Source organism: Diaphorobacter sp. ED-3 (assembly GCF_027625375.1).
Taxonomy (GTDB): domain Bacteria; phylum Pseudomonadota; class Gammaproteobacteria; order Burkholderiales; family Burkholderiaceae_C; genus Diaphorobacter; species Diaphorobacter nitroreducens.
In genome coordinates, this window is the sequence record NZ_CP115182.1 from 1397799 (window position 1) to 1410490 (window position 12692).

Below are 12692 nucleotides of genomic sequence, written 5' to 3' on the forward strand. Positions count from 1 at the left end.
CAGCATCAGGGAGCTGGCGGGGCCTGTTGTTATGGCATGATCGGCTCGGCCCACTGGTCACTTGACGGGAGCAGTTGCTTCCTGCGCATCACATGCGCATCCCGACAGCCCTTGCAGAATTCCGCACGCTTCGACAGGTCTGGCACCGGAACATGCATCGCGCAAATCGGCCAGCTGGTGTTCCAGCTCGCGCAGCGCTTCAATCCGTGATTTCACCTCCCGGATGCGCTCATCGAGAAGAAGGTTGACTTCACCGCAATCCTGCGCAGGCCGATCCCGGTAGCTCAGCAAAGTTCGCACGTCGCTCAATGGCATGTCCAGCGAACGGCAGCGAAGTATGAATTGCAAGCGCTCCACATGCGCCTCTCCATACAAGCGGAAGTTCCCCTGGCTGCGGCGAGCCTGCGGCAGCAGCCCCTCTCGCTCGTAATAGCGGATCGTCACCACCGGACAGGCAGTGCGTTTGGCAAGTTCTCCGATCTGGAGGTTCATGGTGCGGATTGGGATAAAAGGAAAAAGGACTTGACTCTATAGTAACTATAGAGTGTTAAATCATCAACCTCAGATCTACACAAGAGGAGTTGCCATGAGTGAATGTGGCTCCAAGGGATGTGGCTGCTCTACCGTTGTGGTGCCCAACCCGAAACCGAACATCGTCGAAGCAGCGTTGCCGCAGGTGCGCTACCGCATCGAGAACATGGATTGCCCGACCGAGGAAGCGTTGATTCGCGACAAACTCGGAAAGGTGCAGGGCGTGAGCAGCCTTGAATTCAATCTGGTGCAGAGAACACTGGGAGTCAGCCATCAGCTTGCCTCGTTGCGCCCTATCGAAGACGCGTTATCGGCCATCGGGATGCGAGCGGTTCGGATGGATGAGAAGGCAGCCCAGCAAAGTACCTGGTTATCCATCCAGCAGATGGACTGCCCCACCGAGGAGGCATTGATCCGCGGCAAGCTTGCCGGCGTGCCAGGCGTTGCGAATCTTGAATTCAACCTCGTCCAGCGCAGGCTGCACGTCGCACATACACCCGACGCACTTCCCAATGTGCTTGCAGCCCTGAAATCGCTCGGCTTCGACGCCGAGGTGCGCACTTCTTCGGCCCCTTCGGCAGCCGAGGCGCAAGCGCCTGCACGCACAAACTGGTGGCCGCTGGCAGTGTCAGGCGTCACCGCAACGCTGGCCGAGGTTGTGTACTGGCTCAACGGCGGCAACCACTGGGTCGTGGTCGCGCTGGCCGTGGTGGCCATCCTCACTGGCGGCCTCACGACTTACAAGAAGGGCTGGATTGCGCTCAGGAACCGCAACCTGAACATGAATGCGTTGATGTCCATTGCGGTCACTGGGGCCATGCTCATAGGCCATTGGCCCGAGGCGGCTATGGTGATGGTGCTGTTCGCACTAGCCGAGGTGATCGAGGCCAAGTCCTTGGATCGGGCTCGCAATGCCATCCGTGGCTTGATGGACCTCGCGCCGGATACCGCATTGGTTCAACAAGCGGACGGCAGTTGGGCTGCGGTGGACGCCAACGCCGTGCCCGTGGGCAGCCGTGTTCGCGTCAAACCTGGTGAGCGCATTGCCCTCGATGGGCTGATCGTCGAAGGCCGCTCCTCCGTCAATCAGGCGCCGATCACTGGTGAGAGCCTTCCGGTAGACAAGGCTGAGGGCGATTCCGTGTTTGCAGGCACGATCAATGGGGAGGGTTCGTTTGAATTCCGCGTCACCGCTGCCGCCAGCGCATCGACATTGGCCCGCATCATTCATGCCGTTGAAGCGGCTCAGGGAAGCCGCGCGCCGACGCAGCGTTTCGTCGATCAGTTTGCGCGGCTGTATACGCCTATCGTATTTGCGGTAGCCCTTGCCGTGGCGCTTGTGCCTCCGCTGGTATTCGGCGTGCCGTGGCTGGACTGGATCTACAAGGCGCTGGTTCTATTGGTCATCGCTTGTCCTTGTGCTCTGGTGATCTCCACGCCGGTGAGCATTGTGAGCGGTCTGGCTGCTGCCGCACGGCACGGCATCCTGATCAAGGGTGGCGTCTATCTGGAAGAGGGGCACAAGCTCAAATGGCTGGCCCTGGACAAAACGGGCACGATCACACACGGCAAGCCAGCGCAGACTGATTTCGCTGCATGGGGCAACGCCGATCCTGATGCGTCCAGATTGCTGGCCGCCAGCCTCGCAGCCCGTTCAGACCACCCAGTGTCCTTGGCAGTGGCCCGTGCAGCCGTCAACGATGGGTTGACACCGCGTGATGTAGCCGATTTCGCAGCGCTGCCTGGGCGCGGGGTTCGTGGCGACATCAACGGGCAGATCTATCACCTGGGTAACCACCGCCTGGTCGAGGAACTGGGCATGTGTTCGCCAGATCTGGAGTCCAGGGTGTCTGCGCTTGAAGCCGAGGGCAAAACCGTAGTGATGTTGACGGGACAGGAAGGAGTGCGGGCGCTCTTCGCAGTGGCTGACACGGTGAAGGACAGCAGCCGCCAGGCCATTGCCGAACTGCACCGACTGGGCATCAAAGCCATTATGTTGACCGGTGACAACCCGCACACTGCCGCTGCCATTGCCAGTCAGGTCGGCATTGACCGCAGTCGTGGCAATCTGCTGCCCGAAGACAAACTGCATGAAGTGGAGCGACTGTCGGCGGACGGGAAAACTGGCATGGTGGGCGATGGCATCAACGATGCCCCGGCGCTCGCGCGTGCGGACATCGGCTTTGCAATGGGGGCGGCGGGAACCGATACGGCCATCGAAACCGCCGACGTTGCGTTGATGGATGACGACCTGCGCAAGCTGCCGACATTCGTGCGACTGTCCAGTGCAACAGCTAGCGTTTTGAAGCAGAACATCGCCCTCGCGCTGGGCATCAAGGCGGTGTTCCTGATTCTGACTTTCACCGGGCAAGCCACGATGTGGATGGCGGTGTTTGCCGACATGGGGGCCAGTCTGCTGGTGGTCGGCAACGGGTTGAGGCTGTTGCGCCGATGAACTGGAAAGCCATTCTTTACGATTGGGGTGGCTTGAATAGCGCTCTGTTTCAGCTCGTCTACGAGGCCACGCCGCCGATTTTGATACCGCTGGCCTGGATCTTCAGCAACGTCCTGGGCAACTACTGGACTGCGCCCCTAGTGATGCTCGGACTGTGGGCATGGTCAAGATCAACGGCAGCAGCCGATCACGCCTTGGCAATTCGGCGGCAGCTTCTTCAATTCGTGATCGGCTTCGGCATCGCGATCGCAATAGCCTCCATCTTGAAATTTTGGCTCGATTTTCCGCGACCGGCAGCGGTATTTGGCCATTTGAATCACGTGCTTGGCACAGTGGAGGAGCACTATAGCCTGCCGAGCGGTCATTCCACTTACGCCGCACTTGTTGCCGGGGCGTTGTGGCCGCTGACAGGTGTACGCCACCGATTGGCGTTAGTTGCTTATGTCGTTCTGGTCGGCTGGTCGCGCATTGCTGCGGGCATGCACTTTCCCGCCGACGTGCTGGCCGGCTGGGGCATCGCCTCCGGCAGCCTTGCGCTTGCTGGTTCGCTGTTGACGATGCTGGCGAGTGCCTGGAGGCTGACGAGGCTGCGGGCAATCGGAATCTGGTACGGCTTGGCTGCCGCAGTGCTATTTGGCGATCAGGTCGCAAAGGCCGCCGTCTCGCTTTTTTTCGGCTATGGCGATCAAGTCGCTGTAACCCCTTTCTTCAATCTCGTCCACTTGAAGAACAACGGCGCCGCATTCAGCCTGCTGGCTGGTGCTGGTAGCTGGGCGCGTTTCGGTTTTGCCGCGCTTGCGCTGGGAGTCTCAATCTGGCTGATCCGCCTATTGCGTCAAGGAGTATCTAAATGGGAAGGCGTGGGTTATAGCCTGATCTTAGGTGGCGCGCTGGGTAACGCAGTTGACCGCCTGTTGCGAGGGGCTGTAGTCGATTTCCTCGATTTCCATTGGCACGGAGCGCATTGGCCCGCTTTCAATTTGGCTGACGTTGCAATATCCCTTGGCGCGATCTGCTTGCTTTCGGCCACCATGCACCAAGGAAAACGGGATGTCGCCGTAAGCGGACAAATTCCTATGAAAACTCCATAGTCGGATACAAGTCAAGGAATATGAGGCGCGTATCGGGTGTGATCGACACATAACTCAGGAGCCAGAAAGACTGATTTGGAGAATGCCGCTGGTGACCTTTCGATGGGATCGCTTGCTGAGCCAACGTCGGAGCCAGCAGTTGGTCTCCATAAGAGGAGGGTGAGTATCCGCTACATTAAGGACTGTCCGCTCCTGCCGATTTCGAAGGGCGCTGACAGCTTTCGCCGCTACGTCTTCGATTCACTGCAGGAGGTGCGTGACATGACGGCCGACTGGCTACACCGATACAACCACCATCGACCCCATGAAGCCCTCGGCCGAATCCCACCGGTCGAGTACCGTGTCAAACTGTTCCCCAATCTCTACTTCTGAGTGGCTCAGGTATTTGAGGGGACTTCAATGTTGACCCTCATTGCTTTCATGAAGTCCGCTTCCTGTGGTCTCACACAACAGGGATAAGTAGGGATTATTCGGCGGCGTTTCTAAGAAAAGCAGGCTTGAATCTTCCAAAAGGTATCCGTGCAGGTGACGGGACTTTCTAGGCCCGGTGACTTTACAGGTCCAGATATTCAGGCCGTTCGGCTGCTTGCGATGCAGTTGCAGCCTCTCGAAGCGCTTTTGTATCCACTGCCAGTCTTGCTGGCTCTCCTGCTTAGCCTGCGCGCCGACTTGCGGGTGCTCTTGCGCATAGCGCTGGAAGACCCCGGGACTGACCAGGTAGGTCGTGCCGCTCACCGTATGCACGAGCGCTTTTGCGTCGTTGATGATGAGTCGGCGGGACAAGATGCCCTGTTTCAGCCACGCCATGAAGTGCTCCCCGGATGGATGCGCTATCGAGGGCGCTGGCGCAGGCGACGACGGCAGTGACGCGGGCAAGGTTGGTATTTCGGGACGTGCGGCAGGCACCTGCTCTGAGAGCACTGCCGCGTCCTGCCCGATCGCGGGTAAGTCGCCGATACCCACCATCGAAAGCATGTCTTCCATCACGTCCGGCAAGGTTTGGAACTTGGACGAAGGAGCTGAAGATGAACGACCTCCTTCCCCTGGTGGATCTTCTTGGCCTTCCGGGGCGGCCAGCGGGCCGGCCGTCGAAATGGTGGTGAACACGTCAGCCTCTTTGTCCGTGGGCGCCACGTCGATCGCCACCGTGCCGGGGAACGGTGCCGGCCGCTCACGCGGCTCCCAGATCAGCGTGGGCGTTAGACGCAACAAGGTGAACGAGTGGGACCAGCCAGTCGTGCTGGTCACAGTCGCGCGCCAGACCGCCTTGCCGTCGGACGTCGGCTGCAACATGCCGTGATCCTGCAGGACGTTGAACACCGCGGTGTTGTTCGCTGGAATGCCGTCGATACCCTGAGACAGCAGGTGCGCACGCAGCTTGTCCGAGACTGTCTTGCTCACCAGCCACAGGGCATCCTCGGTGAGCCAGCCATCGGAGGCTTCCGGCTGGTTCAGTTTCAACTGTTCCTTGAGCAGGTAGCGCAACCCGTCGAGCAGCTTGCGCTGCAGCGCGTGCTTGGGCGCAGCCATGGCGCGGGCCGGATCGCCGCCCAGTTCCTGGGCCACCGAAGCCCGGTCGGCCTGCACGACAAGTTCGCCCAGCACGCCGGCGTGCTCGTACTGGCCGGCCAGGACGTAGAGCAGCGGTCCCCACAGGTCGGGATAGCCACTGAGCCAGTCCAGGGCATCACGGTCGAGGAGTTGGCGGTAGAGCAAACCTGTCGCGGCGCTGTGAAGCCGATATTCCCGATCGTCGCGGTAGCGGAAGCGGTATGGCTGGTGCAGCGGGCCGTGCCAGGGGTGCCACAGCGAGCCGTCGGCCAGTTCGACGTGCAGATCGACGGCGATCTTGCCGATGTCGTGCAGCAGCGCGGCATAGGCGACCGCGGCAGTCCAGGCTTCAGACTGCGCCGCCTGGTCTTCGGGACTGGCGCCAATCGGCAGCAGATGGGACTGCCGCAGTTTCAGGCTGTAGGCGACGATTTCCAGGCCGTGGTCCAGCATGCCGCCCGGGTAGGCATGGTGATGCGCCTCGGAGGCCGGGAAGGCCTGGACCAGCTCGGCGTAGCGCTCCAGGGGCGCCCGGTACAAGGTGGCGAACTGCTTACGTGAGAGCGACGTGCGCTGCCAGATGTGCTCCAGCAGCTTCTGCCGGCGCGGGGTGGCCAGCAGCGATGCGGCCGACTCGGGCCGCATCAACCCTTTCGGGAGGTCGGTGACCGATGGTGGCGTCGGAGCGGCAGCGACCGCGGGCCGTTTTCGCTGGAACAGAGAAAGCATGCGGGTGTCCTGTCGGGGGCCGAGCGGGAGGCCTTTTTGCCTTTTGGGGATAGAGCCTTTCCCCTTGCACTCCATTCCCTTGCCATTTCGACCCTTTGCGGCCTTTGGGTATAGAGCAACGGGTCCTGATCGTCCATCGCCAATGTGGGTTGCGGCAGGGCCGGATTGATGCAGGAAGGCTGGCTGTTCACGCCCTACGATGGGCCAATTCTTGGACCGGGAGAGCGCCATGAGGCTTCACATTGACAAAGTAAGGAAATTTCCTTACCATGCGGGTATCGCAATCAGGAGAGCCGCCATGCCTGCCATCCACGAAGTCGCCACGTTGACCTCCAAGGGCCAGGTCACGCTGCCCAAGCCTATCCGGCAGGCGCTGGGCGTTGATGCCGGCGGCAAGCTCGCGTTCGATCTGCGGGGCAGCGAAGTCGTCGTCACCCGTGTCGATGCCGAGCACGAGGACCCCGCCATCGGCGCGTTCCTGAGCCTGCTGGCCCGCGACATCGAAGCTGGCCGGAACGTCCAAGGCCTGCCCGAGGATCTGGCCCGCGCCATGCTGGAGCATGCTGGCCATGGCGTGAACCTGGACGAGGAGATCGACGGGGAAGTGGAACTCTGATGCAACGGCATGGCTGGACGCTGCTCTTCCACGACTGCGTGATTGAGCCGTTGCAGAAACTGCAAGCGGCCGCGAGGCGCGCGCAGGAGAACGACCCGAAAGGCTTCGAGTCCAATGCCAACGTCAAGCTGTTCCGGGCCTTGAGCCAGTTGATGTTGGAAGTAGTGCCAGGCGATCCGGCACGCGACGAGTACCGTCAGGGCAATACCTTGGGATCGGCCCACCGCCACTGGCGAAGGGCCAAAATCGGAAGGCGGTTCCGGCTGTTCTTCCGGTACGACTCGAAGGCGAAGGTCATCGTGTACGCCTGGGTCAACGATGAACAGACCCTGCGGTCTTCGGGTAGCAAGTCGGACCCGTATGTCGTCTTCGAGAAGATGCTCGGACGCGGGAACCCGCCAGACGACTGGCACGCGCTGATACAGGCAAGCAAGCAGGATTGGAGCAAACTGGAATAGGCATCCCTCAGTAGCAGGAGACGACCATGACCACCACGACCCGCATCAGTACCGCAGAACGACTCGGCCGCGCCTTGGGTCGCGGATGGCGTGCCTACGTGCGCGGCGAACGCCGGGTATCGAGCTGGTTGGTGTCCAAGGGGATGCCGGCGGCCGGTGCCACCGCGCTCGTGTGGGTGGTCAAGCTGGTTGCGCTCGGGGTGCTGCTGTACACCACCTTCTGGCTGGCGGTGTTACTACTGCTGGGCGTTGCGGCGGCATGGATGGCTGGCAATTCGGCTAGAGATGACGACCGCTGGGCGCAACAGGATGAACTGCGCAATGGCGAGGCGGGCTTTGGCCTGTATTCTTCCAATGGCCAGCGGCTCGACCCTCACGACCCGAACGATCCGTTCGATGACTGAGATTTGGCCTGTCCGTCACAGAACCTTGCCGGCTACCTTGTTTGCACCTGACCCGGCGCTATCACGCGCTTCCTTGGAGCCGACAGCAAGGTTCTGAGCAATCACCCCAGCCTTAACTCCGACCCACCCCAAGGCAGCGACCCAAAACGTCGGCAGGACCAGAAACATCGTGCCCGTGACGAACATCAGGAGCATGTCACCGAAGGCGTTGTTCAGTCCTACCAACGGGTCGAAATTGGTGTGCGGCCGGTTCCAGCCGAACCCCCAGCCATAAAGTGCGTCCAGGATCGTCGAATCGATCCAGCGCGCAAGCTGAAACCAGAAGTCCGTGAAGAACAGCGCGAACTGCACGACGCTGACCGTGACGACCGTCTTCAGGTCATAGGTGCCCACAACCAGCACGAGCGGGATGCAGATGACCAGCGCCATCTTGAGCAAGGCGAGCACCATGGGCAGGGCCTGTCTCACAACGTCCATGGCGGGAAATGCCGCAAGCGCGCCGACTGCCATCCCAACGTCTCCCGTGGCCCGCGTCACGATGTTCGGCAAGGTCTTGTCGATCTGGCCGCCGTAGTCCGTATAGACGCTGCCCTGGTTCAACTTCTGCTGCCTCGGCGACGCGATGGTGCGGATCACCGAGTCGTCCACCTCGGCCCGGCTCAGGAACCCGGCCCAGCCCGCCAGCCGATTGAGCAGGCTCGGGTCCACCTGTCCCAGCAGGCGTGCCCGCAGGCCATTGCTGCCATCAGCCCACCATTGCCTGCAGGTCGGGTAGCCACCGCCACTGGATACCTGAGCCAGCCCGGCGTCGCGGTTGCTGTCATAGGGCCAGTCATCGCGCGGCGTGCTGGAACGGTACGTGTCGTAGTAGCCGTTCGTGTCGGTGAAGAACCGCGATCCGATCCAGGTCACGTCGTGCATCTGCTGCTCATCGAGCTGAGGGCGCTGCATGAACAATTTGGCCCGTGCAGGCCCATAGCAATCCCGCGAGAAATCCGCTACTTCCTGAGCCAGCACCGGGTCATCGATGCGCGTGGCGTCGATCTCCATGCGCATCTGCCGCAGGTCCGTGCCACACGGGATCGCCGCCACCGAGGCGCTCGTGACGGCGCGCGAGAGTGCATGCATGAACGCCCACCAGACGGGCACCTTCGCCGACTGGTTGTTGATGGTGCTGAAGGACTGCGACCAGCCGGTATCCGTGGGCTGCGGCACGCTGACCTGGCACTGGGCCGAGCGCGAGCTGTCGTACTGGATGGTGTTCAGGTCCACGTCGATGAACGGAATGCCGGCGAACATCACCACCACGATGGCGACGAAGACCCGGTTCTCGATGCGGGCGGCGCTCAGCACGCCTTTATTGCCCTCGTCGGCACCTTCCGCACGGGCCTTCAACCACTCCTGCACGATGATGGCGACGAAAGGCAGCGCGAATACCCCGCTGGATACCAGCACCGCCCAGATGCCGTTGTTGACGATCCAGGACACCAGCGTCAGGTAGTACTCCAGGTAGTCGGTCGTGAAAAGCGTCATCGCGCCATCTCCCCTCAACCGGCCTGCATCAGCAGGCTGGCTTCCAGCGCCACGATGGCGACGACGCCCGCGACCTCGGTGCGCACCAGGCGGCGCCGCGCCTGGGCGTCGTCCTCACGTACCAGCAGCCGGCGCCGCATCCAGACCCAGCCATAGGCCGTCGCCCCGTACAGGCACAACCGCCACACGAAGAAGTAGCCCGATGCGGCCGCGAGCCACCGCTCCCAGCCGGCCACGCTCCCGACCAGGTAGATGCCGGCGACGTTGGCCCCCACCGCAGCGGCGACGATCACCACCGCCCACAGCAGTGCTTTCGCCGCGCGCCGGCTGAACAGCCAGCGCAAGGGGCGCCAGGTCATGCGCATTGCGCTCATGGCCTGACTCCCGGATTGCCCTTCTGCAACTGGTCGAGGCGGTCGGGCACCGGATCGCCCTCGTAGATGCCGCGCGAGCCGGCCGCGCGCGTACCATGGCGCTGGATGATCGCCATCGGCGAGTTGTTCGCCAGCTCGCGGCGCAGCTCCAGCTCCGTTTTCAGGTTGCGGATCTCCCGGTCGAGCGTGTCGCTCTCGTGGTTCACAGCCTCGACCGCCAACTCGTTGGCCGCCACGTTGGGCTCCTTCTTTCCCGTGAGCAGCGTGCGCTGGAGCAACAAGGCCTTCTCCAGCACCGACGACAGCGCCACCTCGGACGCAAGGCGCCGCGCCAGCAGGTCCTGGTCCGGCTCGTCGCGCAGCGCCTCGATGACGCCGCGCGTGATCGGCAGCGACGTGCTGCCGGCCTCGCGCAAGTTCTCGAAGGTGGTGTTGCGCACGCCGGAAACCAGTTCCTGCAAGACTTCCAGTTTGGCTTCGTACTCCTCCTGGATCAGCGGCGTCAGCCCGACGCCGGGCACCGTCTCGGTCTTGGTGCAGGAATCGCACGTGCGCTGCACCTGTTCCCCGAGGACCCGGGTGGCCCATTCGGTCGCCTGCTGCGGCGACGTCCAGGTCTGGCAGGACAGGCTCGCGCAACTGGCGGGCGCGATGGAGGATGTGTCCGTCACGCCGCGCCCGTTGACCAGGTTGTAGCCCGCGCGGGTGACGTCGCCGACCACCCGAATGGCGGACTGGCCTGCGCCACCGGCATTGCTGCCGCCCACCCAGGGAACGCCGTCGTTGCCGCGGCGCGTCTCAGCCTGCTCGACGGCCGAAACGGCATCGTTGCTGCCAACCGCGTCACGCAGGGCCATGCCTTCGGCCATCTGGCTCCAGCCAAGCTGGCCGCCCGCCGTCTCGGCCATCTTCTCGGCCATCGCGCGGCACGTCAGCTTGGAGCGGTCGAAGTCCAGCCGCGCCTGCAGCACGCCGTTGGTCAGCAGGTTGTACAGGCCGGGATCGGCGCGCTGAATGATCAGCGCCGGCAGGGACGCCACCGCGCTGGTGGCGCTCTGGATCACGTTGCTCATGATCTGCTGGAAGCCGTTCGTGATGCCGTTGAGCTGGTTGCGCAGCGTGGTCTGGATGCTCATGTCGCCGCAGATCAGGTTGCTGTTCCACCCCAAGCCGACCCCGATGGAGCGCATGCCAGCCGCGCGGCCCATGGACACCGCGCTGCCGCCTCCGATCGAGTACATGACGTCATCGCCAATGACGGGGCCGCTGTTCTGGTATCCGACCTGCGCCCACGCCAGGCCGCAGACCAGAGCGAGCGTGCCGGCCAGCGCCGTCGGGCGCAGCAAGTAGCACGCCTTGGCGGAAAGGTTCATCGGTTCAGGACGCTTCATCGTGGCACCTCAGAGGAAATCGACGCTGCCCAGGAACACCTGCCCGCGGCGTTCGCAGCAGGCATACGGCCGCCACAGCGCCCAGGCGTAGTCGCCTTGCTGGGCCTGGGTCAGCGTGCCGCTGTGGGGGAAGACCACGCAGGTGTTCGACAGACGAGGGGTCAGCTCCTGCCACTTCCCGGTGGAGGTATCGCCTTCGACCAGCGCCCCGGCCGGCCAGTAGCCGTCACGGGCGTTGGCGAGCAGTGGCTGGTACACGTGCAACTGCCCGCGGCGCGTGACGACATCGCCCGCGCGCTGGGCCACCACCGCCCCGGATTTGTGGTCGTCGGTCTGGTGCAGGAAGCCACCGCGTGGATAGACATTGCCCCAGAGGTTCATCGTGGTGCGCGCACCGACCTCACGCATGCCCGGAATCAACGCCTCCGGGTAGGCCATCTCGGGCACGTTGTAGCGCCAGGCCAGCGTGTCCAGGGTGCTGAGCAGATACGGCATGAAGGCCGTGCCCGCGCCTTGGCAGAAGTAGCCGGAGGACGACGCGAACTGGTTGAACACCTCCCCGCCAGGATGGCCGATGACATCGCTGTTCTTGAATTTGGCGAGGTTGTTTTCGTGGTCTTCGTTAGTGGTCCCATCGCCGCCGGCCTGTGCGGAGGGATTGGGCGTGCTCATCGCCTGCACCTCGACCCAGGGGTTCTCGCCGGTGTTGCTGTAGCTGGAGACGACCGCATCGGGCACGTAGTGCCTGACCTTGACCGACGTGCGCACCGAGCAGCCGCCATAGGTGCAGTACAGCCAGTAGCAGATGCCCACCACCCGGTACTCCAGGCAGTCCGGCGACATGACGGACGAGACGATCGTGGCGGTGTTCAAGGCGTAGCTGCCTGTGGCGGTGGCCAGCAGCAGCGAGGCCACGGGCACGCGCAGGCGGCGCAGCAGATCGAATGGGCGCGTCATGGCTGCGCCCTCCGGTGCTGCTTGATGCGCGCGATGGCGCGGGCGACGTCCGGCTCGCCATAGACCACATAGCGCTGGTCCACCACCACGGCCGGGATGGTCGTGACACCCAAACTCCATGCGTCGGTCACGCCTTGGTAGGCCATCGCGATGCGGCGCTGAAGGTCGGCGCCTCCCTGGTTCAGGCCTTGCCGGACGATGGCTGCTGCCCGCTCAGGGTCGGCTGGAAGATTCGCGGAAAGCTCGGCCTCCATCCGGGGCGTTTCGTCCAACTCGATCAGTCGCTCGCCACCCATGGTCTTGACCGGGTGGCGGCTGTCGGTGACGACCACCACGTCGGCGGCGAAGGTGGCCGGGCTGAACACCGCCAGAGACACCGGCAGCGCTACGGCCAGGCCAAGGGTTCGCCAGCTTGGTGCGAACCGGATAAAAGCTGCTGGCATGTCATGCGCCCCGGAAGTTGATCAGGGCCATAGTCAAACGCCGAACCCCATGCGGGCCCAACAAACAATGCGCATCGCGGCCACCCCGCATAGCTGCTTGTGTCGCCACGAAGAAAAAGCGGAGGCCGAAGCCTCCGCGCTGATCAACGAAGCAGTGCA

The 12692-nt window shown here is 63.0% G+C and carries 13 protein-coding genes; 6 read left to right on the top strand and 7 right to left on the bottom strand.

Annotated features, from left to right (window positions below; translation table 11 throughout):
* Positions 1-57: 57 nt before the first annotated feature.
* Positions 58-492, bottom strand: a complete 435-nt coding sequence (cadR, locus tag PCQ86_RS06780) for a Cd(II)/Pb(II)-responsive transcriptional regulator (RefSeq protein ID WP_011804660.1) — start codon at positions 490-492, stop codon at positions 58-60.
* A gap of 94 nt (positions 493-586) precedes the next feature.
* On the opposite strand from cadR, the gene PCQ86_RS06785 reads away from it, so the two are divergent.
* The 3 genes from PCQ86_RS06785 (at position 587) to PCQ86_RS19840 (ending at position 4449) form a co-directional block, all read left to right on the top strand.
* A complete protein-coding gene (locus PCQ86_RS06785; RefSeq protein WP_009518529.1) occupies positions 587-2986 on the top strand; it encodes a heavy metal translocating P-type ATPase in 2400 nt (799 codons plus the stop codon).
* A complete protein-coding gene (gene lspA / locus PCQ86_RS06790; RefSeq protein WP_009518528.1) occupies positions 2983-4077 on the top strand; it encodes a signal peptidase II in 1095 nt (364 codons plus the stop codon). Before PCQ86_RS06785 ends, lspA begins: the two co-directional genes overlap by 4 nt.
* A gap of 102 nt (positions 4078-4179) precedes the next feature.
* Entirely contained in the window at positions 4180-4449 is a 270-nt protein-coding gene (locus PCQ86_RS19840; RefSeq protein WP_041835936.1) for an integrase core domain-containing protein, read from the top strand.
* A gap of 24 nt (positions 4450-4473) precedes the next feature.
* On the opposite strand, the gene mobH is transcribed toward PCQ86_RS19840, so the two are convergent.
* Positions 4474-6357, bottom strand: a complete 1884-nt coding sequence (gene mobH, locus PCQ86_RS06795; protein ID WP_009518527.1) for a MobH family relaxase — start codon at positions 6355-6357, stop codon at positions 4474-4476.
* A 298-nt stretch (positions 6358-6655) separates the two neighbouring features.
* Between mobH and PCQ86_RS06800 the strand changes: the two genes are divergently transcribed.
* Genes PCQ86_RS06800 through PCQ86_RS06810 form a run of 3 tightly spaced genes read left to right on the top strand, consistent with a single transcriptional unit; the run spans position 6656 to position 7835 of the window.
* Entirely contained in the window at positions 6656-6973 is a 318-nt protein-coding gene (locus tag PCQ86_RS06800; protein ID WP_038204260.1) for a type II toxin-antitoxin system PrlF family antitoxin, read from the top strand.
* On the top strand, positions 6973-7431 hold the full coding sequence (locus tag PCQ86_RS06805; RefSeq protein ID WP_011804662.1) for a type II toxin-antitoxin system YhaV family toxin: 459 nt from the start codon (positions 6973-6975) through the stop codon (positions 7429-7431). The genes PCQ86_RS06800 and PCQ86_RS06805 overlap by 1 nt, the downstream gene beginning before the upstream one ends.
* A gap of 26 nt (positions 7432-7457) precedes the next feature.
* Positions 7458-7835, top strand: a complete 378-nt coding sequence (locus tag PCQ86_RS06810; RefSeq protein WP_011804663.1) for a DUF3742 family protein — start codon at positions 7458-7460, stop codon at positions 7833-7835.
* Between the two features lie 15 nt (positions 7836-7850).
* Here PCQ86_RS06810 and PCQ86_RS06815 read toward each other — a convergent pair whose 3' ends face one another.
* From PCQ86_RS06815 to PCQ86_RS06835, 5 genes are read right to left on the bottom strand one after another with little or no spacing between them, the layout of a single operon-like run.
* Positions 7851-9368, bottom strand: a complete 1518-nt coding sequence (locus PCQ86_RS06815; RefSeq protein ID WP_011804664.1) for a conjugal transfer protein TraG N-terminal domain-containing protein — start codon at positions 9366-9368, stop codon at positions 7851-7853.
* A gap of 14 nt (positions 9369-9382) precedes the next feature.
* A complete protein-coding gene (locus PCQ86_RS06820; RefSeq protein ID WP_009518522.1) occupies positions 9383-9742 on the bottom strand; it encodes a hypothetical protein in 360 nt (119 codons plus the stop codon).
* On the bottom strand, positions 9739-11133 hold the full coding sequence (locus PCQ86_RS06825; protein ID WP_009518521.1) for an integrating conjugative element protein: 1395 nt from the start codon (positions 11131-11133) through the stop codon (positions 9739-9741). The genes PCQ86_RS06820 and PCQ86_RS06825 overlap by 4 nt, the downstream gene beginning before the upstream one ends.
* A 9-nt stretch (positions 11134-11142) precedes the next feature.
* Positions 11143-12090 carry a TIGR03756 family integrating conjugative element protein gene (locus PCQ86_RS06830; RefSeq protein WP_121382470.1) on the bottom strand — a complete coding sequence of 316 codons (948 nt, stop codon included), beginning with the start codon at positions 12088-12090 and terminating at the stop codon, positions 11143-11145.
* Positions 12087-12533: a TIGR03757 family integrating conjugative element protein gene (locus PCQ86_RS06835; RefSeq protein WP_011804667.1), complete on the bottom strand. Its 447-nt coding sequence runs from the start codon at positions 12531-12533 to the stop codon at positions 12087-12089. Before PCQ86_RS06835 ends, PCQ86_RS06830 begins: the two co-directional genes overlap by 4 nt.
* Positions 12534-12692 lie beyond the last annotated feature (159 nt).

Coding starts and splice junctions, on each gene's coding strand:
- PCQ86_RS06815 (WP_011804664.1), bottom strand. CDS start 9,368: ATGACGCTTTTCACGACCGACTACCTGGAGTACTACCTGACGCTGGTG.
- PCQ86_RS06785 (WP_009518529.1), top strand. CDS start 587: ATGAGTGAATGTGGCTCCAAGGGATGTGGCTGCTCTACCGTTGTGGTG.
- PCQ86_RS06800 (WP_038204260.1), top strand. CDS start 6,656: ATGCCTGCCATCCACGAAGTCGCCACGTTGACCTCCAAGGGCCAGGTC.
- PCQ86_RS06810 (WP_011804663.1), top strand. CDS start 7,458: ATGACCACCACGACCCGCATCAGTACCGCAGAACGACTCGGCCGCGCC.
- mobH (WP_009518527.1), bottom strand. CDS start 6,357: ATGCTTTCTCTGTTCCAGCGAAAACGGCCCGCGGTCGCTGCCGCTCCG.
- lspA (WP_009518528.1), top strand. CDS start 2,983: ATGAACTGGAAAGCCATTCTTTACGATTGGGGTGGCTTGAATAGCGCT.
- PCQ86_RS06825 (WP_009518521.1), bottom strand. CDS start 11,133: ATGAAGCGTCCTGAACCGATGAACCTTTCCGCCAAGGCGTGCTACTTG.
- PCQ86_RS19840 (WP_041835936.1), top strand. CDS start 4,180: ATGGGATCGCTTGCTGAGCCAACGTCGGAGCCAGCAGTTGGTCTCCAT.
- PCQ86_RS06830 (WP_121382470.1), bottom strand. CDS start 12,090: ATGACGCGCCCATTCGATCTGCTGCGCCGCCTGCGCGTGCCCGTGGCC.
- PCQ86_RS06835 (WP_011804667.1), bottom strand. CDS start 12,533: ATGCCAGCAGCTTTTATCCGGTTCGCACCAAGCTGGCGAACCCTTGGC.
- PCQ86_RS06805 (WP_011804662.1), top strand. CDS start 6,973: ATGCAACGGCATGGCTGGACGCTGCTCTTCCACGACTGCGTGATTGAG.
- PCQ86_RS06820 (WP_009518522.1), bottom strand. CDS start 9,742: ATGAGCGCAATGCGCATGACCTGGCGCCCCTTGCGCTGGCTGTTCAGC.
- cadR (WP_011804660.1), bottom strand. CDS start 492: ATGAACCTCCAGATCGGAGAACTTGCCAAACGCACTGCCTGTCCGGTG.